Source organism: Streptomyces prunicolor NBRC 13075 (assembly GCF_000367365.1).
Classification (GTDB): Bacteria; Actinomycetota; Actinomycetes; order Streptomycetales; family Streptomycetaceae; genus Streptomyces; species Streptomyces prunicolor.
The window spans coordinates 1-20407 of sequence record NZ_BARF01000087.1 but is presented as its reverse complement, the minus strand read 5'-3'; the positions used below and the strand labels follow the sequence as shown (position 1 = coordinate 20407).

Sequence of the window (20407 nt, the reverse complement as noted above, 5' to 3'; positions counted from 1 at the left end):
AGGTGTCACGGGCTGAGTGCCCCGGTCAGGACACACAACCCACGTGCGCCAGCGCCTGCTTGAGCAACACCCCGTGCCCGCCCGGCATTTCGCTGCGCAGCGCCTCCGAGGCGGCCTCCTCGGGGCTGAACCAGACGAGGTCGAGAGCGTCCTGCCGGGGCCGGCAGTCGCCGGTGACCGGTACGACGTAGGCGAGGGACACGGCGTGCTGGCGGGGGTCGTGGTACGGGGTGACGCCGTGCGTCGGGAAGTACTCGGCGACGGTGAACGGCTGCAGCGAGGTCGGGATCCGGGGCAGCGCGACCGGGCCGAGGTCCTTCTCCAGGTTGCGCAGGAGGGCGTCGCGGACCCGCTCGTGGTGCAGTACGCGGCCGGAGACGAGGGTGCGGTTGACGGTACCGTCGGGGCCGATGCGCAGCAGCAGTCCGATGCTGGTCACCTCCCCGTTGTCGTCGACGCGGACGGGCACCGCTTCGACGTAGAGGATCGGCATGCGGGCGCGTGCCTGTTCGAGGTCGTCGGCGGACAGCCAACCGGGCGTGGTATCGGTCATGTCAGACATTGCTTGATCATACTTTCAGTGTCCGTCGGATAGCCGGTAGACCCGGCGGGCATTGTCGGCCCCCGCCCAGCGTGCCAGCCGCAGCGCGTCGGGCAGGCCCAGTTCGTCGGCGTCCACCCGCTCCTGGAGCAGATCCCCCAGTCCCCGGCGGAACGCCAGTGCTCCGAGCCCATAGAACTCCGAAAGACCATAGGCGTCGGAGCTGTACAGCAGTTTGCGGAACGGTGTGATCTCCATCGCCTCCGCCAGTACCGCCCGCGCCCGGGCCGGTCCAACATGGTGCAGGGTGAGCCCCACGTCCAGGTACACCTGTTCGAAGACGGCCGCCAGGTATCCGGCCTGACGCTGATACGGCCAGCAGTGCAGAAGCAGCACCGGGATCGTCCCGGCGGTCAGGTGCAGCCAGTCCGTCAGCAGGGCGGGGTCCGTGCGGTGCAGCCGGATGTCGTTGTCGCCGAACCCCGTGTGGAGCTGGAGCGGCAGCCCCAGGTCGATCGCGGTCCACAGCAACTCCCGTACCAGCACCGGGTCTTCGAGCCGCCCACCACGCACCAGCCAGGCGCGCGCAGCCCGGGTCACCTCCGCCGCCGACGGCCTCACCGGATCGAGATCGAACCCGGTCCGATACGAGGCCACCGACTTCACCCCCACCACCCCCGGCCGCCGCACCGCGTCAAGGGCGGCGGCCCGAAAAGCGTCGGCATACCCGTCCGGCTCGACACCCCGCCCGGCCACGGACTCCGCTACGGCTTCGAGTCGTACGACCTCATGGGCTACGGCGCCCGCAGCCTCGGCGAGTTCGGCGGGCGAGGTGATCTCGTGCGGCGCGAACCCCGTGTCGAGACAGAGAACGCCGGTGCCCGCGGCGGCCAGGAAACGCCGGTTCACCTCGTGCGGCCCCAACTCCGCCCGCCGGGCGAGGTATTCGTCGGCGGGCGCGTGCCGCTCCAGGTCCAACAGGGGTGCGCAGTAACGGCGTACAGCGATTCCGACCGGGCTGTCGAACGGCGAGATCCCGCTGCCGGGCCAGACGTCCCCCTCGGTGAGCAGCGACTCGAAGGCCGCCCGGTCGAGATCCTCTGTGACGACTCCGTGGCAGTGGTGGTCCACCAGCTCCAGCGCGGCGAGCGCCTCGTGGACCGGTCCAGTGGCCATCGTCAGTACTTCCAGCGGTACACGGCAGCCACTTGCTCGTCGTCCAGCTCCGCCACGGCCGCGATCTCGCCCTCTCGTACGGCGATCACCGCGTCGGCGAGGACCGGTCCAAGCGCGGCCCGCAGCTGCGCGTCCTTGCGGAACTCCGCGACGGACTCGGCGAGGGAGGTCGGCAGTCGTCGTACACCCCGGGTCTCGGCCTCCGCGGCGCCCAGATGCGCGGGGTCTCCGGTGGTCTCCTCGGGCAGGGCGGCGGATGACGTCAGGCCGTCGAGGCCCGCGGCGATCAGGCTGCCGAGGGCGAGGTACGGGTTGGCGGCCAGGTCGACCGGCTTGACCTCCAGGTTCGCTGCCTGGGCGCGTTGGCCCGCCGTGCCGGTGACGACGCGTACCGCCGCCTCGCGGGTCTCGCGGCCCCAGGCGGTGAACACCCCTGCCCACTGGGAGGGTTGGAGGCGGAAGTAGCTGGCCGGGCTGGGTGCTGTGACGGCGGTGAGGGCCGGGAGGTGGGCGAGGATGCCGGCCGCGAACGACTCGGCGTCGGCCGTCATGCCGTAGCGGCGGTCGCCCCCGGCATGCAGGTTCGCGCTCTCGCGCCAGCCGGAGAGGTGGATGTGGCCGCCGTTGCCGACGCCCTGGGCGAAGACGGCCGGTGCGAACGAGGCGCGCAGACCGTGCCGTTGGGCCACCGCGCGGATGGTCTGCCGTACCAGGACACTGCGGTCGGCCGCCGCGACCGGGTCGAGGGCGCCGATCGACAGCTCGAACTGCCCGGCCGCGTACTCGGGATGGAACTGGTCCACATCCACGCCCTGGGCCGCCAGGGCGGAGAGCAACTCGGCGCCGTAGTCGCCCAGTTCGATCTGGCGGGTCGCGCTGTAGGCCGGACCCGAGGTGGCGGGGACGAACGCGTCGTCGGGTGCCGTGGCCAGACCGAGTGCCCACTCGATCTCGATGCCCGCCCGGAAGGTGAGCCCGTGCAGTCGCTGCGCGTCAACGACCGTACGGCGCAGGAAGGTTCGGCTGCAGCCGGGGTGGCGCTCGCCCTCCTGGGTGATGCGGTCGACCGGGGCCCAGGCCCAGCCGGGCTGGCCGGACAGGATGGCCAGGTGGTCGAGGTCGGGGTAGAGGCGCAGATCGCCGTCCGGGGAGCCGAGGACGTCGGTGGTGACGATGGAGTCGTTCGCGAGGAACGTGTCGAAGACCGGGGACATGCCGACGCCCCAGGCCGCTGCCGAGGCGAGCTTCGCGGTCGGGACCGTCTTCACCCGGCCCACGCCCGCGGTGTCGACGTAGGCCAGGACGATCCCGTGCACACCCCGCCCGGTCAGCTCCGCGGCCAGCGCGGTGGCGCGCTCGACCTCGCCGGGACGGCCGCCGGGCAGGGGGTCGGCAAGGGTGGTCATACGTCCTCCACGGTCGCGTCCTGGGCGGTCGGCGTCTCCGTGTCAGGGTTTCACGGCCACCGCGCCGAACTGCGGTACCACGGCCGGGGAATCGGAGTCCGGGCGCCATCGCGAGCACGGGACGAGGCCCGGGTCGAGGAGGTCGAGGCCTTCGAAGAAGGCGGCGACGTCCTCGCGGCTGCGGGCGGTGATCGGGGGAGTGGCGTTCTCGTTCCAGAACTCCATGGCCGGGACGTTGCCCTCGCCGCCGAGGTCGGCGTCGAAGGTGGGGTGCGTGAGGACCAGGAAACTGCCCGAGGGGACCGAGGCCATGACCCGGCGCACGGCCTGGCGGGCCTCCTCGGTGTCGAGGATGAAGTTCAGGATGCCCAGCATCATCACCGCGACGGGCCGGTCGAAGTCCAGTGTGTCGGCGGCCCGTTGGACGATCGCCGCCGGATCGTGCACGTCCGCGTCGATGTAGTCGGTGACGCCCTCGGGGGTGCTCGTCAGCAGGGTGCGGGCGTGGATCAGGACCAGGGGGTCGTTGTCGACGTACACGATGCGCGCGTCCGGTGCGACGCGCTGCGCGATCTCGTGCGTGTTGTCGACCGTGGGCAGTCCGGTACCGATGTCGAGGAACTGCCGTACCCCACGCTCGGTGGCGAGGAAGCGGACCGCCCGGCCGAGGAAGTCCCGGTCCGCGCGCGCCACTTCACGGATCACCGGGAACATTCCGGCGACGTGTTCGCCGACCCGCTGGTCGATCTCGTAGTTGTCCTTGCCGCCGATCCAGTAGTTCCATACGCGCGCGTTGTGCGCCACACCGGTGTTGAGCCGGGTCGGTCCCTCTGCCGGGGTGTCGCTGTCACTCACGTCTTTGCTCCTTGTCGCCCGTCTGACCTGTCAACTCCATTGTGCCGCCAGGTGATCACTCGGCCCAAGGGGTCGCGACGATCGGGTCGCACGTTCTTCGGGGGCGGTGAACTGTCAGTCCAGGTTGCCGGGTTGGGCGGGCGGCGTGCGTCCGGCCTGGACGTCCTTCAGCCGCGTGGTGCCGTTCTGGACGGCGGCCTTCGTCGTGTCGGACTCCGTGCCGTCGAGACCGCCGGACGTGACCGTGATCGCGTCGGTGCCGACCCGGACGACCGCCAACTGCGCGGTGAGCGTGGTGGGTTCGCTGCCGCTCGTGCCGGTGACGGTGACCTGGAGACCCTGCCGGGCGTCGCCCGCCGAGGGCACTGAGTCCTCGATGACCTGGACCGTCCGATGGCCGCCCTTGGAGTCGGTCGCGGTGAACTGGTCGCACTTCACCGGCAGCGTTTTCAGCCAGTTCAGGAAGGCGCCGAGCTTGGCCCGGTCGTAGGCGGCGACCTGGTAGAGCAGCCGGGAGTCGCTCTGCTCGAACCCGGTCAGCGCGGACGCGCCGGACGGCTTGCCGAGGAGGGTGTCGTCGTAGAGCGCGTCGAGCAGTTTCTGGCAGTCGGCGGCGTTCGTCTTCGCGGTGAGGAAATCGGCGACGTCGACCTTGTCGACGACCAGCTTGTCGCCCCAGCCGGCGGCGTCCTTGACCTGCGTCCAGTTGTCCTCCAGATCGGCCTCGGTGATCAGCGCGGTCTTTGCTCCGGCCGGGGTGAGGACGGGGGCCGCCGAGGCGGATCTCTCCGTACGGGGCGAGGCGATCTTGGACTCGGCGGCGAGCGGGGAGGCGGCGACGTCCGAGGCGTTGGAACGGTCCACATCGCGGCCGCCACCTCCTCCGTGGCCCTCGCCGGAGCAGGCCGCGCACGTCAGCAGGGCGCCCACCGCCAGGGCCGAGGCGAGGAAACGGGCGGGACGGGACGGTCGGGAGGGCGGGCGACGGTGCATGGCGGGGCCTCCGGGGGAGTGGCAGGTGTGTCCTCAGCGCACCACCGGGCCGTCCGACCCTCCAGCGCAGGGGGCCGTACGGGTGAGTCACGGACGGTCAGGGGCGCGCGTCCGCTCGGGCGACCGGTACGTCAGCGCGTGTCGTCCTCCGGCGGCCCGGAATGCCGGTGCGGCAGATGCAGACGGTGCTCGTGGTGCTCGTGCGGCGGGCGGGGTTCATGTTCCGCGCGGCGTGCCCGCGCCGCGAGCCCGGCCTCCAGCACATGCACCGTGCGCCCGCCGCACTTGGGGCAGATCGCGTCCGCGAGCGGTGACCTGAGGGCCTTGCCGTCCTCGTCGACGTACTCCTGCGTGGTCAGGCCGGTGGTGTCGGTCGGATCGGTGAAGAACATCAGCTGGAAGGTGGCCTCCCAGCAGTGGCCGCAGTCACCACAGGTGAACGCGAAGGTCTCCGGCACGGCTCGGGGTTCCGCGGTCATGGCAGGGTCCTCCGTCGAGTAGGGCGGCAGGCCGGGTGGCCGACATTTCCCCCAGCGCACAACGCCCCAGGTCGTACGGCAACTCGAACGCCCCGCCCGGCATGCCCGCACCCCCGCCCGCCCCGACACTGGCCCCAGGCCCCGCCACCGTGACGTGAAGGAGTGACCATGCTGCCCGGATTCCTCACCAGGGCGGTCGAGTTGCTCCTCGGCAAGGAGGGCCGCTCGCTCCACCTGAAGGCGGCGGGCGGGGCGACGGCGGTCCTCGGCGTGGTGATGCTGGTCGGCTCCTGGGCGGTGGTCGTCGCCGAGCACGGAGCGCGCGGCGCCAATCTGACGACGTACCCGAAGGCCCTGTGGTGGTCGATCGAGACGGCGACCACCGTCGGGTACGGCGACTTCTACCCGGTGACACTGTGGGGCCGCGTCGTCGGCTCGGTGGTGATGGTCGTCGGCATCACCACCTACGGCCTGGTCACCGCGGCCCTGGCGACCTGGTTCGTCGGCCGGGAACAGCGCTGCCGGCATCATCTCGCGCACGGGGCCGAGGAGTTGGGCGAGGAGGCGGTGCGGGCGCTGCACGAGCGGTTCGACCGGCTGGAGCGGATGGTGGCGGGGAAGGGCGAGGAGCCAGGACGACGGTAGGGGTGGACGACGGTAGGGGTGGCGGACGAGGCGTGAGAGGGAGTGTGTGCGGTGAGGGAGCCGACCGTTCCCGGCTCCCGTCCGCCTACTCGGCCAACGTCAGCGCAGTGAAGGCGTGCCCCTCCCACAGCCGCCGCGAGGCCTCCTCCGGGTACGCCGTGACCGTCGGCTCCGCGTCGAGCACCTGCACCGACCGGCGCTCGGTGTCGTACGCGGGCCAGCCCGGGTCGCCCGTCCTCGCGAACGCCGTCCAGGACGCACGGAAGCGGGACGAGAGTGCCAGGGCCTCGGGGGAGGGCTCGACGTCGGCGAACAGCAGATTGCCCAGGTCGGCGGTGAACGTGCCGAAGAGCAGCGGGATGTCGAGGCCGTGGCAGGCGCCCAGTACTCCGCCCAACCCCGGTGCGGGCCAGGTGAGTTCGTAGACGTGCACGCGTCCGCCCGCGGCGACCTGCGCATCCGCGAGGTGGACGCAGGGCATGCGGAACACCCGGTCGGAGTTGACGAGCTCGTACAGCTCGCCCGGTGAGGCGTCCGGGAAGGCGGTGCGGTAGGCCTTTGCGGCATCGGGGCCGGGCCCGAACCGGCGCAGTGCGGTCGCCGCGTCCTCCTCGGTGATTTTCCCGAACTGCCCGTCGAGCACGGTGAACAGGCGGAACTCGTCCCGGTTGTGACCGAGGATCAGCTCCACGTCCCGGGCCGCGCCCGCCGCGAGACCCTCCCAGGGTGTGGTGGGCAGTACCTCGCCGTCGACGACGGGCGCGAAGGGGCTCAGCGTGTGGGCGACGGTGCCCCACCGGTCCTCGTGCTGATGCATCTTGGCGGTCAACGTCTCGCCCAGGGCGGGCAGTTGACGCGGGTCGACGGTCGCGAGGTCGGCGGCGGTGGGGCGCAGTCCCGCCTCGGCGGCGATCGCGGTCGCGATGTCCTTGGCCAGCGGGTCGGAGAAGAAGGGGCCCGGCACGCTCTGCGCGATGGCCCGGCGGAACAGTCCGGCGGCGCTCGGCATGACCAGCAGCGAGGCCACCGACCCGGCACCGGCCGACTCGCCGAAGACGGTGACCTGTTCGGGGTCGCCGCCGAACGCGGTGATGTTCTCCCGCACCCACTCCAGCGCGGCGACCTGGTCGAGCAGCCCGCGGTTGGCCGGGGCGCCGTCGATCCGGGCGAACCCCTCGATGCCGACACGGTAGTTGAAGGTCACGACCACCAAGTCGCCGTCGCGGGCGATGTGTTGGGCGTCGTAACCGGGGCTGCCCGCGTGTCCCAACTTGTAGGCGCCGCCGTAGATCCACACCATGACCGGTCGGCGGGCCGTTGGACCGGGTGCGGGCGTCCACACGTTGACGGTCAGCCAGTCGTCGCCCGTCGGTCCCTCCAGCACGCCCCTGCGGCCCTGGAATCCGGACTCCTGCGGGGGCGGCGGCCCGAACTCGAAGGAGTCCCGCACGCCGTCCCAGCCGCGCACGGGCCGTGGTGCCTGGAACCGGGCCTCCCCGACCGGCGGTTCGGCGAACGGGATACCGCGGAAGGCCGCCAGCCCGCCCTCCAGCCGCCCGCGCACCGCACCGGCGCCGCATCGCACCACGGGCGCGGCGGCCGAACCGGCTGTCGTGTCACGGGAGTTGGGTGTCGTCATCGTGGACTCCTCGCTGTGTGCCGGGGGAACTGCTGGGTGCGCGGACAAGCCGAGGACGGTCGCCGTCCCGCACCTCGCGGGACGGCGACCGCCGTGTGCTCGATGGCCAGAATGCCTTACGCCTTGGCCTCGGCGGCCTCGGCGGCCTCGGGAGCCGGGGTCGGCTCCTGGTCGGCCGGTGCCTCAACTGCCTTACGGGCCTTGGGGATCAGGCTCGCGAGGAAGAAGGCCAGCAGCGCGGCTCCGGCACCGATCGCCATGACCACCTTGAAGCCGTTCTCCGAGGGGAGGGCGCTGCCGCCGAAGTCCGTGGTCATCTGGGCCAGGATCACACCGGCGATGGCACTCGCGAAGGAGGTGCCCAGGGACCGCATCAGGGTGTTGAGGCTGTTCGCCGCGCCGGTCTGGGACGGGTCGACCGCGCCCATGATCAGGGCGGGCAGGGCGCCGTAGGTGAAGCCGACACCGGCACCGATGATGCAGGACACCAGGATGAGGTGCCAGACCTCGGACATCAGCAGGATGTTGAGGGCGTAGCCGGAGGCCACGATCAGCGCGCCGATCATCAGGGTGACCTTCGGGCCCTTGGCCTTGGTGACGCGGGCGGACACGGCGGACATGGCCATCATGACCAGGCCCTGCGGGGCGAGCACCAGGCCGACCATCAGCATCGACTTGCCCAGGCCGTAGCCGGTCTGCGTGGGCAGTTGGAGGAGCTGGGGGAGGACCAGGGACATCGCGAACATCGAGAAGCCGAGGGCGATCGAGGCCAGGTTGGTGAACAGCACCTGCGGCTTGGCGGTCGTACGGAGGTCGACCAGCGGCTGCGGGCTGCGCAGCTGGTACCAGCCCCAGGAGAGCAGGATCGACACGGCGGCGATGCCGAGGATCAGCGTGGTCGCGCTGGTCCAGCCCCAGTCGGAGCCCTTGGAGATCGCGAGGAGCAGGGAGACCAGTCCGGCGGAGAGTCCGAGGGCGCCGACCAGGTCGAAGCGGCCGCCGGTGCGGACCTTGGACTCGGGCACGATCAGCAGGACCAGCAGGAAGGAGAGGGCGCCGAGGACGGCGGAGACCCAGAAGAGGAGGTGCCAGTCGTAGTGGTCGGCGATGAAGGCGGCCGAGGGCAGGCCCAGGGCGCCGCCGACACCGAGCGAGGCGCTCATCAGCGCGGTGGAGCCGGCCAGCCGGTCGCTGGGCAGCACGTCCCGCATGACGCTGATGCCGAGCGGGACGACCGCGGCGGCCAGACCCTGCAGCGCGCGGCCGATGACCATCGGGACCAGCGAGTCGGCCAGCGCGCAGACGATCGAGCCCGTCACCAGCAGGATGATGCTGGTCAGCAGCGCGCGGCGCTTGCCGAACATGTCACCGAGGCGTCCCACGACCGGGGTGGCCACGGCCGCGGCCAGCAGGGTGGCGGTGACCGCCCACGCCGTGTTCGACGCGGAGGCGTTCAGGTACTTCGGCAGCTCCGGGATGATCGGGATCACCAGGGTCTGCATGAGCGAGACGACGATTCCGGCGAGGGCCAGCACCGCGACGACGGCGTTCGACCTCGGCGGAGCGGAGGAACCCGCTTCGGCGGGTCGGGCAAGGGCGTCGGACATGGCAGTGCCTCCATCGGGAACGAGCTGCGATGAGCTGGACGTACGGACTTGCTTGACTTACTCAACCATAATGAGATTGATTGAGTTAAGCAAGCGCATTCTGGTCGTGGGTCTGGGGGTGGCCCTGAGAGCGGCCCTGGGGGTGGGGCAGCAGTGGCAGTTCGGTGACGACCTCGAAGCCGCCCTCGGGGCGGTGACCTGCGCGAAGTCGACCACCGGCGGAGAGTGCACGCTCGCGCATGCCGATCACGCCGTACCCGCTGCCGGACGCGGAGGAGGGCATCGCCGTACCGCCGTGGTCGGTGACGGTGATGCTCAGCCGGTCGTGTGCGTAGCTGAGCCGCACCTCCGCCGCACCGGTGCCCGCGTGCTTGGTCACGTTGGTGAGCGCCTCCTGCACGATCCGGTACGCCGTGAGATCCGCACCGGCGGACAACGGCCGTGGCCCACCTACGGTGTTGACGGTGACGGACAGCCCGGCGGGCTCGAACGAGGCGGCCAGCTCGGCGAGTTGGGCCAGACCGGGGTTGGGCCCCGACGGAGCCTCGGAGCCGTCGCTCTGGCGCAACAGGCCGACGGTGGCCTTGAGTTCACGTACGGCGGACAAGGTGGTGCCCGCGAGTTCACCGGCGATCCGCTCGGCCTCCTCGGGGCGGCTGCGCATCAGTCGTACGACCGTGCCGGCCTGGAGGTTGGCCAGGACGAGGTGATGGGCGACGACGTCGTGGAGATCGCGGGCGATCCGCATGCGCTCCTCGGTGACGCGGTGTCGTGCCTCCTGCTCCCGGGTCCGTTCCGCGTGCTCGGCACGGGCCTGCACCGCGTCCAGGTAGGCCGCGCGGAGCCGGGTCGTGGTGCCGAGCGAGGTCGGCAGCAGCAGCCAGAAGGCCGGGCCGAGCAGCTTCATGACCAGCGGTTCGCTGCCGGGTCCCACGACCAGGGCCGTGCCCACCAGCAGGGTGATGGCGGAGACGGTGAACAGGTTCGCGGTGGTGCGGTCGGTGCGCAGGGCCAGTGTGTAGAGCGCGACCATCAGCGGTCCGATCACCAGGACCGTGAGGATGTAGCCGAGCGCGGCCACGGCCATGGCGCAGCCGAGGGTGACCACCACCGTGGTGCGCGGCAGGGTGCGCCGCCACAGCACGGCGAGCGAGGCGACGCCCGCGACCAACACGCCGGGCCACCACGGGACTTCGAGGTCGCGGCCCGGGAGCGTCAGCGCGCTGCCCGGGAAGGAGCAGACGAAGAACGCGGCGGCGACGACCAGATCGACGGTACGGGGATGGCAGCGCAGCAGCCGCTGCAGGCTGTGGATCATGGCGTGGGGATCATGAGGTGGAGGTGTTCCTGTCCGAGACGGCCGGCCGTCCGCGGGTTCCCGCCGTCGACCGTGGCCGACGGCGGGAACCCGCGCGCCCGCGACTACTCGTCGAAGGTGACGACGATCTTCTGGGCCGCGCCCGGTGTCAGCGCGAGCTCGAAGGCGTCCCCGACCTCGGCGAAGGGCACGCGGTGGCTGATCAGCTTGGCGAACCGCTCGTGGTGCTCGACGATCTCCCGCGTGACCTCGAAGATCTCGGTGGGGTAGCCCTGCGAGGCGATCAGCGTTAGCTCGCTGCGCAGCATCCCGCCGAGATCGATGTCGGCGCCCTTCTTCTGTACGGCGACCATGACCAGCTTGGCGCCCCACTTCGCGGAGTCCACCGTGGTGTTGACGACCGCGGCGACACCGGCGGCGTCGATGTAGATGTCCGTACCGGGGCGCGGCTGGCCCAGCGCGTTGGCGGCCTGGCCGTGCAGCTCGGTCAGCCGGGCGGTGACGTCCTCCTCGGCGGAGTTGATCACGGCGTCCGCGCCGACGGCGAGCGCGGTCTCCAGGCGCGAGGCGACGACGTCCGCGACGACGATGTGCTCGACCCCGCGCAGCTTCAGCCAGATCGCCGCGCCCAGACCGATCGGCCCGGCGCCGAAGATGACGACCTTGTCACCGGGCCTGGCCTCGGAACGGTTGACGGCGTGCCGGGCCACGGCCATCGGCTCGTTGAGGGCGGCGACGTCGAACGGCACGGTGTCGGGGAAGACGGTGACGCTCTTGCCGATCTCGCAGTCCTCCAGCAGGAGGTAGTCGCTCATGGCGCCGTGCCTGCCGCCGCAGCCGATGATCCCGGAGGGCGCGCCCTGCGGGTTGACGACCACCCGGTCACCGGCCTTCAGGCCCTCGACCTCGGCGCCGACCTCGACGATCTCGCCGGCCGGCTCGTGGCCGAGGGGGACCGGGGCCATGGCGCCGCCCGGTCCGAAGGGGCCGCCGCCGATGTGCAGGAAGAAGGTGTCGGTGCCGCAGATCCCGCAGGCGCGGATCTTCATGAGGGCGTCCTTCGGCCCGGGCGCCGGACGCTCGACATCCACCACGTCGATCTTGTTGTCGGCGCCGGTCTGCACGGACTTCATCGTGGCCATGAGGGGCTCGCTTTCCATGTACAGGAGGGGTGTCACCGGCCCCGGCGGCGGACGGGGGGAGTGCTCCGGCCGTCGGGGCCGGTGACTGTGCCGTACTCCGTCCCCACGGTGTACGGCACGACGGGGACGCCTCCGCTTAGGCGGCCCCAGCTCTGGGCTTACTTGAGTTAGGCAACCATAAAGCATTACTTGAGTCAAGCAAGTGATTTCGGTCTTGCTTGACTCAGGCAAGTAGCTGTTACGGTGGACGCATGTCCGCACCGTCGCCCGAAACAGCACCCGTTCCGGAGGACGTAGCCGAGATCGAGCGGGTCCTCACCCGTATCGCCTATCTGGCGGGGCGGGCCCGGCAGCACGAGCGTCTGATGGCGCTGGCCGGGCTGCCGCTGGACCGGGCCGCCGTGTCGATCCTCCGGTACATCTCCGAGAGCGAGCCGCTGCGCCCTGGTGTGCTGGCGGTCCGGATGTCGGTGGAGGCCTCTCATGTCACGCGCCAGCTACGGCAGTTGGAGCAGCTCGGCCATGTGGTGCGCATCCCGGACCCCGACGACGGCCGCGCCCAGCGCGTCCAGCTCACCGACAGCGGCCTGGCCGCCGTCAACCGCATCCGGGACGCGAGCCGCCGCGGCATCGAGATGGCCCTGACCCATTGGTCCGCCGAGGATCTACGGCACCTCGCGGGCCTCTTTCACCGGCTGGTCGACGACTTCGTCACCCATGCCGAGGCGGCGGTGGACGTCGAGACGCCGGCCTGACGGCACGGAGCACGTCCGTGGGGACGGCTCGGGACCCAGGCTGCGGCCGACCGTGCCGGGGTGGCTGACGGTGCCGGGGTCGCCGACGGTGCTGGGCCGAGGGCCGCCAGGGGTGCGGCCTTCGGCCTCGCGGCCGGTGAGGGGTTGGCGCGGAGTCGTAGGGAGTGGTCGCTCGGGGTCGCTCGTGGCCCCTCCGGCTTCGTCGTCAGACCTTGAAGCCGACTCCGCCGTACAGCGAGACCGGCCCCTCGCCGAGCGGCGTTTCGCCCTCCGCGAGTTCGGGGTGCCACTCGGACACGGACACGATGCCGGGGTCCATCGGCTCAAGTCCCTTGAAGATGCTGCTCACTTCGGCGTGCGAACGGGCCACCAGCGTCACCCCGCCCGCCGCGTAGGCGGCGATGCCGCGCGCCACCTTCTCCGGTTCGAGGTCGGCCGTCATCGCGGACAGTACGAGACAACTCCCCGGCGCCAGCGCGTCGATGAGGGTGTCCACCAGCTCGCGGGCGCCGTCCTCGTCCGGGATGAAGTGCAGCAGGGCGATCAGGGACAGGGCGATCGGGCGGTCGAAGTCGAGGACGCGGGCCGCCTGTTGGAGGATGGTGAGCGGTTCGCGGGCGTCGGCCTGGAGGTACTCCGTCGCACCCTCGGGCGTGCCGCGCAGCAGCGCCGCCGCGTGGGCGAGGACGATCGGGTCGTTGTCGACGTACACGACCCGCGCGTCCGGCGCGGTGGACTGGGCGATCTGATGGAGGTTGGGCTCGGTCGGTATGCCGGTGCCGACGTCCAGGAACTGGCGGATGCCCGACTCCCGGACGAGCATCCGCGTCGCCCGCTGCATGAACCAGCGGTTGGCGCGCGCGGTGCGCGGGGCGCCCGGGTCAAGTGACGTGATCTGCCTGCCGAGTTGCTCGTCGACCGGGTAGTTGTCCTTGCCGCCGAGGAACCAGTCGTACACCCGCGCCGGATGCGGCTTCGACGTGTCGATCCGCTGGACGGCCGGCTCCGTCCCGGTCACGCGATGCTCCTCTGCTCGACTGTGCACGACGACCCTCGCGGGCGGTGTGCGACGACCCCTGTGGGACGTGCGAGAAGTTTGGCACGGTCATGCTGACCGGGTGACGCCGTTTGGGGTGGCGCTGTTCAACACCCCGTCCAGGAAACGGATCAGGTCCGCGAAGACCTCGGCCCGGTTCGTCTCGTTGAACACCTCGTGCCGGGCGCCCGGATACACGTGCTCGGTCAACTCCCCGCCGTTCAACCGTTCCACGCCGACCCGGCTGCCGGCGAGCGGGACGAGCCGGTCGTCGCTGCCGTGGAGCCAGAGCAGGGGGAGTCCGCCGATGTCGCCCAACTCGCCCACGGTCTCCAGGGTTTGGGCGAAGGCCTCCAGTGTCGGCCGCTTCATCGGACCGTGCCAGACCAGCGGATCCGCCGCGTACGCCGTACCGACGCCGGGGTCGCGGGAGAGCGAGGCCGGGCTGATCGGGACGTCGGGGATCTCGGGGAGGGAGAGCAGTCGGCCCGGCAGTTCCCAGGTGCCGATCACCGGTCCGGACAGGACGAGGGCGGACAGCTCGTCGCCGTGGCGCTGTGCGAAGCGGGATGCGATCAGGCCGCCCATGGAGTGGCCGATCAGGACGAGGGGGACGCCCGGGTAGGTGGCGCGGGCCAGGTCGGCGACGGCGTGCAGGTCCGTGACCACGTCCTCGAAGTCCTCGATCAGCACCCGCTCACCGGCCGAGGTGCCGTGGCCCTGGTGGTCGGGGCCGAGGACTGCCGCGCCGTGCGCCACGAGTACGGTCGCCAACTCGGCGTACCGGCCCATGTGTTCGCCGTATCCGTGCGCGACGAGGGCGATGTACCGCGGGTGCTCGTGCGGCCACTCGTGTGCGGTGATCGGGTTCCGGGTGCCGAAGAGGACATGCTCGCGGGTGTCGTCCACCCCCGAAAACTAGCATCGCTCATCGGGCGACCCCGGTCCGCTGCGGTGTGGCAGGGGCCATCTGCCGAGACACTCCTTACGCGGACGGATGTAAGGACATAGCATCGGTCCTCGCATGAACACGATGACTCTCTGGCACATTTCCGGCTGGGAATTCGCCGCGCTGGCCGCCGCGGCCCTGCTCGTCGGCTTCTCGAAGACCGCCGTGAGCGGGGCCAACACGGTCAGCCTCGCGATCTTCGCGGCCGTCCTGCCCGCCCGCGCCTCCACCGGCGTCCTGCTCCCGATTCTGATCGTCGGCGACGTCCTCGCCGTCCTCACCTACCGGCGGCACGCCCACTGGCCCACGCTGTGGCGGCTGTTCCCGGCGGTCGCTGCGGGCGTCGTGATCGGGACGCTGTTCCTGGTGTGGGCCGACGACGCGGTCGTACGGACGTCGATCGGGGCGATCCTGCTGCTGATGGCCGGGGTCACGGTGTGGCGCAGGCGCAAGGCGGAGGCGGGTGCGGAGGACGAGCCCGATGCCGTCGCCACCCGGTCCGGCCGGGCGAAGGCGCGCTCGTACGGTGTGCTCGGCGGCTTCACCACGATGGTCGCCAATGCCGGCGGCCCGGTGATGTCGATGTATCTGCTCTCGGCGGGCTTCCGGAAGCTGGGCTTTCTCGGCACGTCGGCGTTCTTCTTCCTGATCGTCAACGTGACCAAGGTGCCCTTCAGCGTGGGCCTCGGCCTGATCGACGGCCACTCGCTCCTCCTTGACGCGGCGCTCGCGGCGTTCGTCGTGCCCGGTGCGTTGATCGGCAAATGGGCTGTGAACCGAATCAACCAGCGATTGTTCGAGCAACTTGTGATCGCGGCGACGATCATCGGCGGCCTGCAACTGCTCCTCCGCTGACCCCTCGCCCCCGTGACCTCGTACGCTCGCCGCATGTCCCCGCACATCCTGATCCTCGGCGGCACCACCGAGGCACGTGAACTCGCCGCCGAACTGGCGGTACAGCGGCCCGAGGCCCGGGTCACCACGTCCCTCGCCGGGCGGGTGGCGAAGCCGGGGGCGCTGTCGGGAGACGTACGGATCGGCGGGTTCGGCGGAGCCGAGGGGCTGGCCGAGTGGCTGCGGGAGCACCGCGTGGACGCCGTCGTCGACGCCACCCACCCCTTCGCGGAGTCGATCACCGCGAACGCGGTGCGGGCCGCGACGGACACCGGACTGCCCGTCGTCGTGCTGCGCAGGCCCGGTTGGCGGCCGGTTCCCGGAGACCGCTGGCACCCGGTCGCCTCCCTGGGCGAGGCCGCCGAGGCGCTCCCCGGACTCGGGCACCACATCCTCCTCACCACCGGCCGCCTCGGCCTCGCCGCCTTCGCCCACCTCACCCAACTGCACTTCGTCGTACGGTCGGTGGAGCCGCCCGAGCCTCCGACGCCACCGGACATCGACGTGCTGCTGGCACGCGGGCCCTTCACCCTGGCCGACGAGACGGCACTGCTCCGCGAGCACCGGATCGACGTGGTCGTGACGAAGGACAGCGGGGGAGCGGCGACGGCGGCCAAACTCACGGCCGCGCGGGAGGCGGGCGTCCCGGTCGTGGTCGTACGACGACCGCCGTTGCCGGACGGGGTGAGCGCGGTGCCCGATGTCGCCGGGGTGCTGGCGGGGCTGGGGTTCAGTGCGGGGCGATGACCGTGGCCCGGAGACGGTCCACCGCGCGCAGGATCTCGTCCCGGTTCTTGGCGCTCTTGATCCAGGCCGGGAGGCGGGCGACCAGTGTCATCTTCTGCCCGGTGTCGTACCAGGGCGCCCGTTCACGCAGGTCGGCGGCGACGAATCGCCTGATCAGGTCCAGGTGGGGGAGGCCGTAGGCCCAGAGTCCGCCGTGCCGGGTCTGCGTCTGCAGCCACAGGGGGAGGCGGAAGTAGGGATCCCAGGCCAGGCCCACCGAACCGCGTGGGAAGCAGATGCTGCGCTCGGCCCAGGTCCGGGACTGGCCACAGCTCCGGCAGACGAGGTGTCTCGGCGCGAACAACGCCCGACCCGGCTCCGGGCGTGGGCCCGGCGGCCGTACAACATGGGCGATCCGCTCGCAGCGCGGGCACCGCACCAGCATCGAGTCGAGGAAGTCGTACTCGGTGCTGCGCGGATCACGGAAGCGGACGGGCGCGGAGGACATACCGTGAGTTTCGCCCCTGTCCGCCCCGCGCGTCACCCGGTTTTCACGGTGCCGAGCTCGACTCCAACTCCGCCGCGCGCTGCGGCAGTCCGGAGGTCAGGTCCTCCACCAGGAGGCGCTTGGCGATGGAGTCGACCGCGGCGCGCAGGTCCGTGCCCGACGGGCGGCCGATGTCCTGCTGCACCCTCTCCTCCAGCCAGGTGCCCCACGCCTTGCCGATGACCTCGGCCTCGCGTTCGCCGGCCGCGGTGTGGGAGAGAAGGTAGCCGTCGCGGGTCAGATAGCCCTCCTCGACCATGCGGTCGAAGACCGGGAGGAGCACCTCCGGGGGCATGTGGCGGCGGGCGGCGATCAGGCCGAGGCTGGCATGGCCGACCATCCTGCCGAACAGTTCGACCTGCATCACGGCCCAGGCACCGGCGACGTCCAGCCGGGTGTCGGAGTTCGTGATGATCCGCCGGGCGGTGTCCAGGTCCGTGCTGCCGATGACCTTGCCGACGGCCGCTTCGAGGAGCCGTTGCGAGTCCGCGCCGCGCGGTGACGCGAAGCCCTCGCCCATGTCGGTGGAGCCCTTGCGCGCGCTGTCGCGCAGCTGCACCTGCTTGAGGAACAGGGCGACGACGAAACCGATCACGGCGACCGGGACCGTCCACCGGAACACCGTGTGGATGGTGTCGGCGTACGCGTTGATGATCGGCGCGGCGGCGGCGTGCGGCAGCTTGTGCAGGCCCTCGGGGCTGGTCGCCGCCTTGGTGATCACGGCCGGGTTCAACGCGCTGGCCCTCGCGGCCTCGGCGATCCCGTCCTTGAGGTTCGGGGCCAGGCTGTTGGCGTAGATCGTGCCGAAGACGGCGGTGCCGAACGAACTGCCCAGCGTACGGAAGAAGGTGACGCCGGAGGTCGCGGTGCCGAGGTCGGTGTACTCGACGGTGTTCTGCACGGCGATCGTCAGCACCTGCATGCACAGCCCGATGCCGGTGCCGAGCACGAACATGTACACCGACTCCAGGAACGCGCCGGTGCCCGGGCCCATGAGGGACATCAGATACAGGCCGACGCCCATCACCGCGGAGCCGATGATCGGGAAGATGCGGTACTGGCCGGTCTTGCTGACCACGTTGCCGCTGAAGACGGAAGCGATCAGCAGCCCCATCACCATGGGCAGAGTCCGCACACCGGAGATCGTGGCCGAGTCACCGTCGACGTACTGCAAATAGGTCGGCAGATACGTCAGCGCGCCGAGCATCGCGAAACCGACGATGAAGCTGAGGATCGAACAGACCGCGAACACCGGGTTGGTGAACAGCCGCATGGGCAGCATGGGTTGCTCGGCCCGGGTCTCCACCCAGCAGAACAGGCCCAGCGCGATCACACCGCCCACGAACAGGCCGATGATCGTTGCCGAACCCCACGCGTACTCGTTGCCGCCCCAACTCGTCGCCAGGATCAGCGAGCTCGCACCGACCGCGACCAGCGCGATGCCCAGGTAGTCGATCACGGGCCGCATCGCCGACTTGACCACGGGGATGGTGCGGGCCGCCGCGATGACGACGACGATCGCGATGGGCACGTTGACGTAGAACGCCCAGCGCCAGGTGAGGTGGTCGGTGAACAGGCCGCCCAGCAGCGGTCCGATGACCGTGGCCACGCCGAACACCGCGCCGATCGCGCCCTGGTACTTGCCGCGTTCCCGCAGCGGGATGACGTCGGCGATCAGCGCCATCGCCGTCACCATCAGACCGCCCGCGCCGATGCCCTGCACGGCCCGCCAGGCGATCAGCAGCGTCATGTTGGTGGAGAAACCGCACAGGAACGAGCCCGTGATGAACACGATCGCCGAGACCTGGAAGACCACCTTGCGGCCGAACAGGTCACCGAACTTGCCGACCAGCACGGTCGCCACAGTCTCCGCCAGCAGATAGGCGGTGACCACCCATGACATGTGTTCGGCGCCTCCCAGGTCCGACACGATCGTCGGCAGCGCCGTACCGACGATGGTCTGGTCGAGGGCCGCCAGCAGCATGCCCAGCATGATCGTCACGAAGACGACGTTGCGGCGGCGGGAATCCAGCACGGGGGGCTGCTGCGCGGAAGGCAGCGAGGTTTCCTCGGCGACTGTCACGAGGTCACTGTCACACCGTCGGCCCCCTGATGCATATGGGGCGGTCCACTCGGGTGCCCCAGCCCCAGCCCCAACCGCTGCCCCAACCTCCAGCCCTGGTCCCTGCCCGCTACTCGCCCTTCGGGTGCCTGCGCAGCAGATACGTGTCCATGATCCAGCCCTTGCGCTCCCGGGCCTCCGCGCGCAGCCGCTCGATGCGCGGGGCGGCCTCGGCTATCGGACCGGAGGCGAGGATCTCGTCCGGAGTGCCCAGATAGGCGCCCCAGTAGATGTCGATGTCCTGGTCGGCGTACCGCCGGAACGCCTGGTGCGCGTCCAGCATCACGACCACGTCGTCCACCCCGTCCGGGAACCCCTCGGACAGCCGCCGGCCCGTGGTGATCTGCACCGGCCCGGCCACCCGGTTCAGTCCCGTGCGGTGCCGGGCCACGAGCGCCGAGACACTGCTGATGCCGGGCACGACGTCGTACTCGAACGCGACCGCGCCCCGCTCCAGGATCTCCTCCAGGATGCCGAGCGTGCTGTCGTACAGCGAGGGATCGCCCCACACCAGGAACGCGCCGCTCTCGTCCTCGCCCAACTCCTCGGCGATCAGCCGCTCGTAGATCTCCGCACGGGCGCTGCGCCAGTCCCCGACCGCCGGGGAGTACGCGGCACCCCCCGCCTTCCGGTCCCGCTCCGGGTCCCGCGCCTCGACCAGGCGGTACGTCCCCTCCGGTATGTGCGCGTCGAGCATGTCCCGGCGGAGCTGCGTGAGGTCGGACTTCACCTCGCCCTTGTCGAGGAGGAAGAACACGTCGGTGCCCCGCAGCACCCTGACCGCCTGGAGGGTCAGCTGCTCGGGGTCGCCCGCGCCGATACCGATGACATGAATCTTTCGCACGCCCCCGAGTCTGCCCCACGCCACTGACAGTCCGTACACCGCACCGGCACGCATCAGTACGCACCTGTACAGATTGGGATTATTCCGGCTACGACGTCCCGCGCAGCCGAGGCGCCCGCGCCCCCGCGTCGACACTCCCGCCGCCCCGCTCCACGTCGTCCCCGAGCCCCCGCGCCCAGGCGGCGACCCCCGCGAGATCCATGCCGTACGGCTGCTCCCGCCCCGTCAGGGCCGCCCACTCCTCGACACCCCCGGCGCCGCGCCGCAACAGCCGGGCACCGCCGGTGACGTTCCCCCGGGCCGCGTGCGTGAGGCCCACGGCGAGTTGGGCGAGCCCGCGCCACAGGGCACGCTCCTCGTCCGGCCCCGACTTCCAGGCGTCCTCGAAGACCTCGTGCGCGTGGAACGGTTTCCCCTCGTCGAGCAGCGCCTGCGCCTCGACGACGGTGTCCTCCGGCGCCCGCACGACCCCCTCGGGTTGCCGCGCCACACCGTCAGCGTCGTACGGCAACGGCCGCCCGAGCCCGTCCCGAGGCCGGGCGTTGCGCGCCCGCCCCTCGCCGTCCCGGTCGCGCGCTCCGGCCGTATCGCCTGAGGTGGTACCCGAGGTCGCATCTGAGGTTGTGTCGCCCATACGACGATTGTCCCGCGCCCGGCGCCGGCTTCGGCGCACCCCCGGCGTGGGGTAAAGTGCTGTTCGCGCGATCACACGGTTCTCCGTGGGAACCGCATC

At 71.0% G+C, this 20407-nt stretch carries 20 protein-coding genes; 4 read left to right on the top strand and 16 right to left on the bottom strand.

Features of this window, described 5'->3' with window-relative positions; all coding sequences use genetic code 11:
• Positions 1–25: 25 nt before the first annotated feature.
• The 6 genes from SPR02S_RS37005 to SPR02S_RS36980 all read right to left on the bottom strand — a co-directional run bounded on the left by SPR02S_RS37005 (position 26) and on the right by SPR02S_RS36980 (position 5450).
• A complete protein-coding gene (locus tag SPR02S_RS37005) occupies positions 26–553 on the bottom strand; it encodes an NUDIX hydrolase family protein (RefSeq protein WP_026151198.1) in 528 nt (175 codons plus the stop codon).
• Positions 554–577: 24 nt separating this feature from the next.
• The gene (locus SPR02S_RS37000; protein WP_019062062.1) at positions 578–1717 is read right to left on the bottom strand and encodes an amidohydrolase family protein; all 1140 of its coding nucleotides are present in this window, start codon (positions 1715–1717) and stop codon (positions 578–580) included.
• Positions 1718–1719: 2 nt separating this feature from the next.
• Complete coding sequence (locus SPR02S_RS36995; protein ID WP_019062061.1) at positions 1720–3123, bottom strand: glutamine synthetase family protein; 1404 nt, start codon at positions 3121–3123, stop codon at positions 1720–1722.
• Between the two features lie 42 nt (positions 3124–3165).
• Positions 3166–3978: an SAM-dependent methyltransferase gene (locus SPR02S_RS36990; RefSeq protein ID WP_019062060.1), complete on the bottom strand. Its 813-nt coding sequence runs from the start codon at positions 3976–3978 to the stop codon at positions 3166–3168.
• Between the two features lie 114 nt (positions 3979–4092).
• A complete protein-coding gene (locus SPR02S_RS36985) occupies positions 4093–4971 on the bottom strand; it encodes a hypothetical protein (protein WP_019062059.1) in 879 nt (292 codons plus the stop codon).
• 131 nt (positions 4972–5102) lie between these two features.
• Complete coding sequence (locus SPR02S_RS36980; protein ID WP_019062058.1) at positions 5103–5450, bottom strand: hypothetical protein; 348 nt, start codon at positions 5448–5450, stop codon at positions 5103–5105.
• 168 nt (positions 5451–5618) lie between these two features.
• Between SPR02S_RS36980 and SPR02S_RS36975 the strand changes: the two genes are divergently transcribed.
• Positions 5619–6095, top strand: coding sequence for a potassium channel family protein (locus SPR02S_RS36975; RefSeq protein WP_019062057.1), 477 nt, complete (start codon positions 5619–5621; stop codon positions 6093–6095).
• A gap of 85 nt (positions 6096–6180) precedes the next feature.
• Here SPR02S_RS36975 and SPR02S_RS36970 read toward each other — a convergent pair whose 3' ends face one another.
• The 4 genes from SPR02S_RS36970 to SPR02S_RS36955 all read right to left on the bottom strand — a co-directional run bounded on the left by SPR02S_RS36970 (position 6181) and on the right by SPR02S_RS36955 (position 11801).
• Positions 6181–7734, bottom strand: a complete 1554-nt coding sequence (locus SPR02S_RS36970; RefSeq protein WP_019062056.1) for a carboxylesterase/lipase family protein — start codon at positions 7732–7734, stop codon at positions 6181–6183.
• A 116-nt stretch (positions 7735–7850) separates the two neighbouring features.
• Positions 7851–9341 carry an MFS transporter gene (locus SPR02S_RS36965; protein ID WP_019062055.1) on the bottom strand — a complete coding sequence of 497 codons (1491 nt, stop codon included), beginning with the start codon at positions 9339–9341 and terminating at the stop codon, positions 7851–7853.
• An 85-nt stretch (positions 9342–9426) separates the two neighbouring features.
• Positions 9427–10659: a sensor histidine kinase gene (locus SPR02S_RS57235; RefSeq protein WP_019062054.1), complete on the bottom strand. Its 1233-nt coding sequence runs from the start codon at positions 10657–10659 to the stop codon at positions 9427–9429.
• A gap of 104 nt (positions 10660–10763) precedes the next feature.
• Positions 10764–11801, bottom strand: coding sequence for a zinc-dependent alcohol dehydrogenase (locus SPR02S_RS36955; protein ID WP_019062053.1), 1038 nt, complete (start codon positions 11799–11801; stop codon positions 10764–10766).
• 251 nt (positions 11802–12052) lie between these two features.
• Here SPR02S_RS36955 and SPR02S_RS36950 point away from each other — a divergent pair, with 251 nt between their 5' ends.
• Positions 12053–12556: a MarR family winged helix-turn-helix transcriptional regulator gene (locus tag SPR02S_RS36950; RefSeq protein ID WP_019062052.1), complete on the top strand. Its 504-nt coding sequence runs from the start codon at positions 12053–12055 to the stop codon at positions 12554–12556.
• Positions 12557–12761: 205 nt separating this feature from the next.
• On the opposite strand, the gene SPR02S_RS36945 is transcribed toward SPR02S_RS36950, so the two are convergent.
• Together SPR02S_RS36945 and SPR02S_RS36940 are read right to left on the bottom strand one after the other, a co-directional pair.
• Positions 12762–13574 carry an SAM-dependent methyltransferase gene (locus SPR02S_RS36945; RefSeq protein WP_019062051.1) on the bottom strand — a complete coding sequence of 271 codons (813 nt, stop codon included), beginning with the start codon at positions 13572–13574 and terminating at the stop codon, positions 12762–12764.
• Between the two features lie 87 nt (positions 13575–13661).
• Positions 13662–14501 carry an alpha/beta hydrolase gene (locus tag SPR02S_RS36940; protein ID WP_019062050.1) on the bottom strand — a complete coding sequence of 280 codons (840 nt, stop codon included), beginning with the start codon at positions 14499–14501 and terminating at the stop codon, positions 13662–13664.
• Positions 14502–14616: 115 nt separating this feature from the next.
• Here SPR02S_RS36940 and SPR02S_RS36935 point away from each other — a divergent pair, with 115 nt between their 5' ends.
• Together SPR02S_RS36935 and SPR02S_RS36930 are read left to right on the top strand one after the other, a co-directional pair.
• Positions 14617–15396 carry a sulfite exporter TauE/SafE family protein gene (locus SPR02S_RS36935; RefSeq protein WP_019062049.1) on the top strand — a complete coding sequence of 260 codons (780 nt, stop codon included), beginning with the start codon at positions 14617–14619 and terminating at the stop codon, positions 15394–15396.
• Positions 15397–15429: 33 nt separating this feature from the next.
• Positions 15430–16182 carry a cobalt-precorrin-6A reductase gene (locus SPR02S_RS36930; RefSeq protein WP_019062048.1) on the top strand — a complete coding sequence of 251 codons (753 nt, stop codon included), beginning with the start codon at positions 15430–15432 and terminating at the stop codon, positions 16180–16182.
• Here SPR02S_RS36930 and SPR02S_RS36925 read toward each other — a convergent pair.
• From SPR02S_RS36925 to SPR02S_RS36910, 4 genes are all read right to left on the bottom strand, one after another.
• Positions 16166–16669 (bottom strand): hypothetical protein, encoded by a 504-nt coding sequence (locus tag SPR02S_RS36925; RefSeq protein ID WP_019062047.1) that lies wholly within the window; start codon positions 16667–16669, stop codon positions 16166–16168. The two genes, SPR02S_RS36930 and SPR02S_RS36925, sit on opposite strands and share 17 nt — an antisense overlap.
• Positions 16670–16712: 43 nt before the next feature.
• On the bottom strand, positions 16713–18791 hold the full coding sequence (locus SPR02S_RS36920; RefSeq protein WP_026151196.1) for an MDR family MFS transporter: 2079 nt from the start codon (positions 18789–18791) through the stop codon (positions 16713–16715).
• Between the two features lie 109 nt (positions 18792–18900).
• Positions 18901–19674, bottom strand: coding sequence for a precorrin-6A synthase (deacetylating) (cobF, locus tag SPR02S_RS36915; protein ID WP_026151195.1), 774 nt, complete (start codon positions 19672–19674; stop codon positions 18901–18903).
• Between the two features lie 88 nt (positions 19675–19762).
• Positions 19763–20308 (bottom strand): DUF309 domain-containing protein, encoded by a 546-nt coding sequence (locus SPR02S_RS36910; protein ID WP_019062044.1) that lies wholly within the window; start codon positions 20306–20308, stop codon positions 19763–19765.
• Positions 20309–20407 lie beyond the last annotated feature (99 nt).

Coding starts and splice junctions, on each gene's coding strand:
- SPR02S_RS37005 (WP_026151198.1), bottom strand. CDS start 553: ATGACCGATACCACGCCCGGTTGGCTGTCCGCCGACGACCTCGAACAG.
- SPR02S_RS37000 (WP_019062062.1), bottom strand. CDS start 1,717: ATGGCCACTGGACCGGTCCACGAGGCGCTCGCCGCGCTGGAGCTGGTG.
- SPR02S_RS36995 (WP_019062061.1), bottom strand. CDS start 3,123: ATGACCACCCTTGCCGACCCCCTGCCCGGCGGCCGTCCCGGCGAGGTC.
- SPR02S_RS36985 (WP_019062059.1), bottom strand. CDS start 4,971: ATGCACCGTCGCCCGCCCTCCCGACCGTCCCGTCCCGCCCGTTTCCTC.
- SPR02S_RS36980 (WP_019062058.1), bottom strand. CDS start 5,450: ATGACCGCGGAACCCCGAGCCGTGCCGGAGACCTTCGCGTTCACCTGT.
- SPR02S_RS36975 (WP_019062057.1), top strand. CDS start 5,619: ATGCTGCCCGGATTCCTCACCAGGGCGGTCGAGTTGCTCCTCGGCAAG.
- SPR02S_RS36970 (WP_019062056.1), bottom strand. CDS start 7,734: ATGACGACACCCAACTCCCGTGACACGACAGCCGGTTCGGCCGCCGCG.
- SPR02S_RS36965 (WP_019062055.1), bottom strand. CDS start 9,341: ATGTCCGACGCCCTTGCCCGACCCGCCGAAGCGGGTTCCTCCGCTCCG.
- SPR02S_RS57235 (WP_019062054.1), bottom strand. CDS start 10,659: ATGATCCACAGCCTGCAGCGGCTGCTGCGCTGCCATCCCCGTACCGTC.
- SPR02S_RS36955 (WP_019062053.1), bottom strand. CDS start 11,801: ATGGCCACGATGAAGTCCGTGCAGACCGGCGCCGACAACAAGATCGAC.
- SPR02S_RS36950 (WP_019062052.1), top strand. CDS start 12,053: ATGTCCGCACCGTCGCCCGAAACAGCACCCGTTCCGGAGGACGTAGCC.
- SPR02S_RS36935 (WP_019062049.1), top strand. CDS start 14,617: ATGAACACGATGACTCTCTGGCACATTTCCGGCTGGGAATTCGCCGCG.
- SPR02S_RS36930 (WP_019062048.1), top strand. CDS start 15,430: ATGTCCCCGCACATCCTGATCCTCGGCGGCACCACCGAGGCACGTGAA.
- SPR02S_RS36925 (WP_019062047.1), bottom strand. CDS start 16,669: ATGTCCTCCGCGCCCGTCCGCTTCCGTGATCCGCGCAGCACCGAGTAC.
- SPR02S_RS36910 (WP_019062044.1), bottom strand. CDS start 20,308: ATGGGCGACACAACCTCAGATGCGACCTCGGGTACCACCTCAGGCGAT.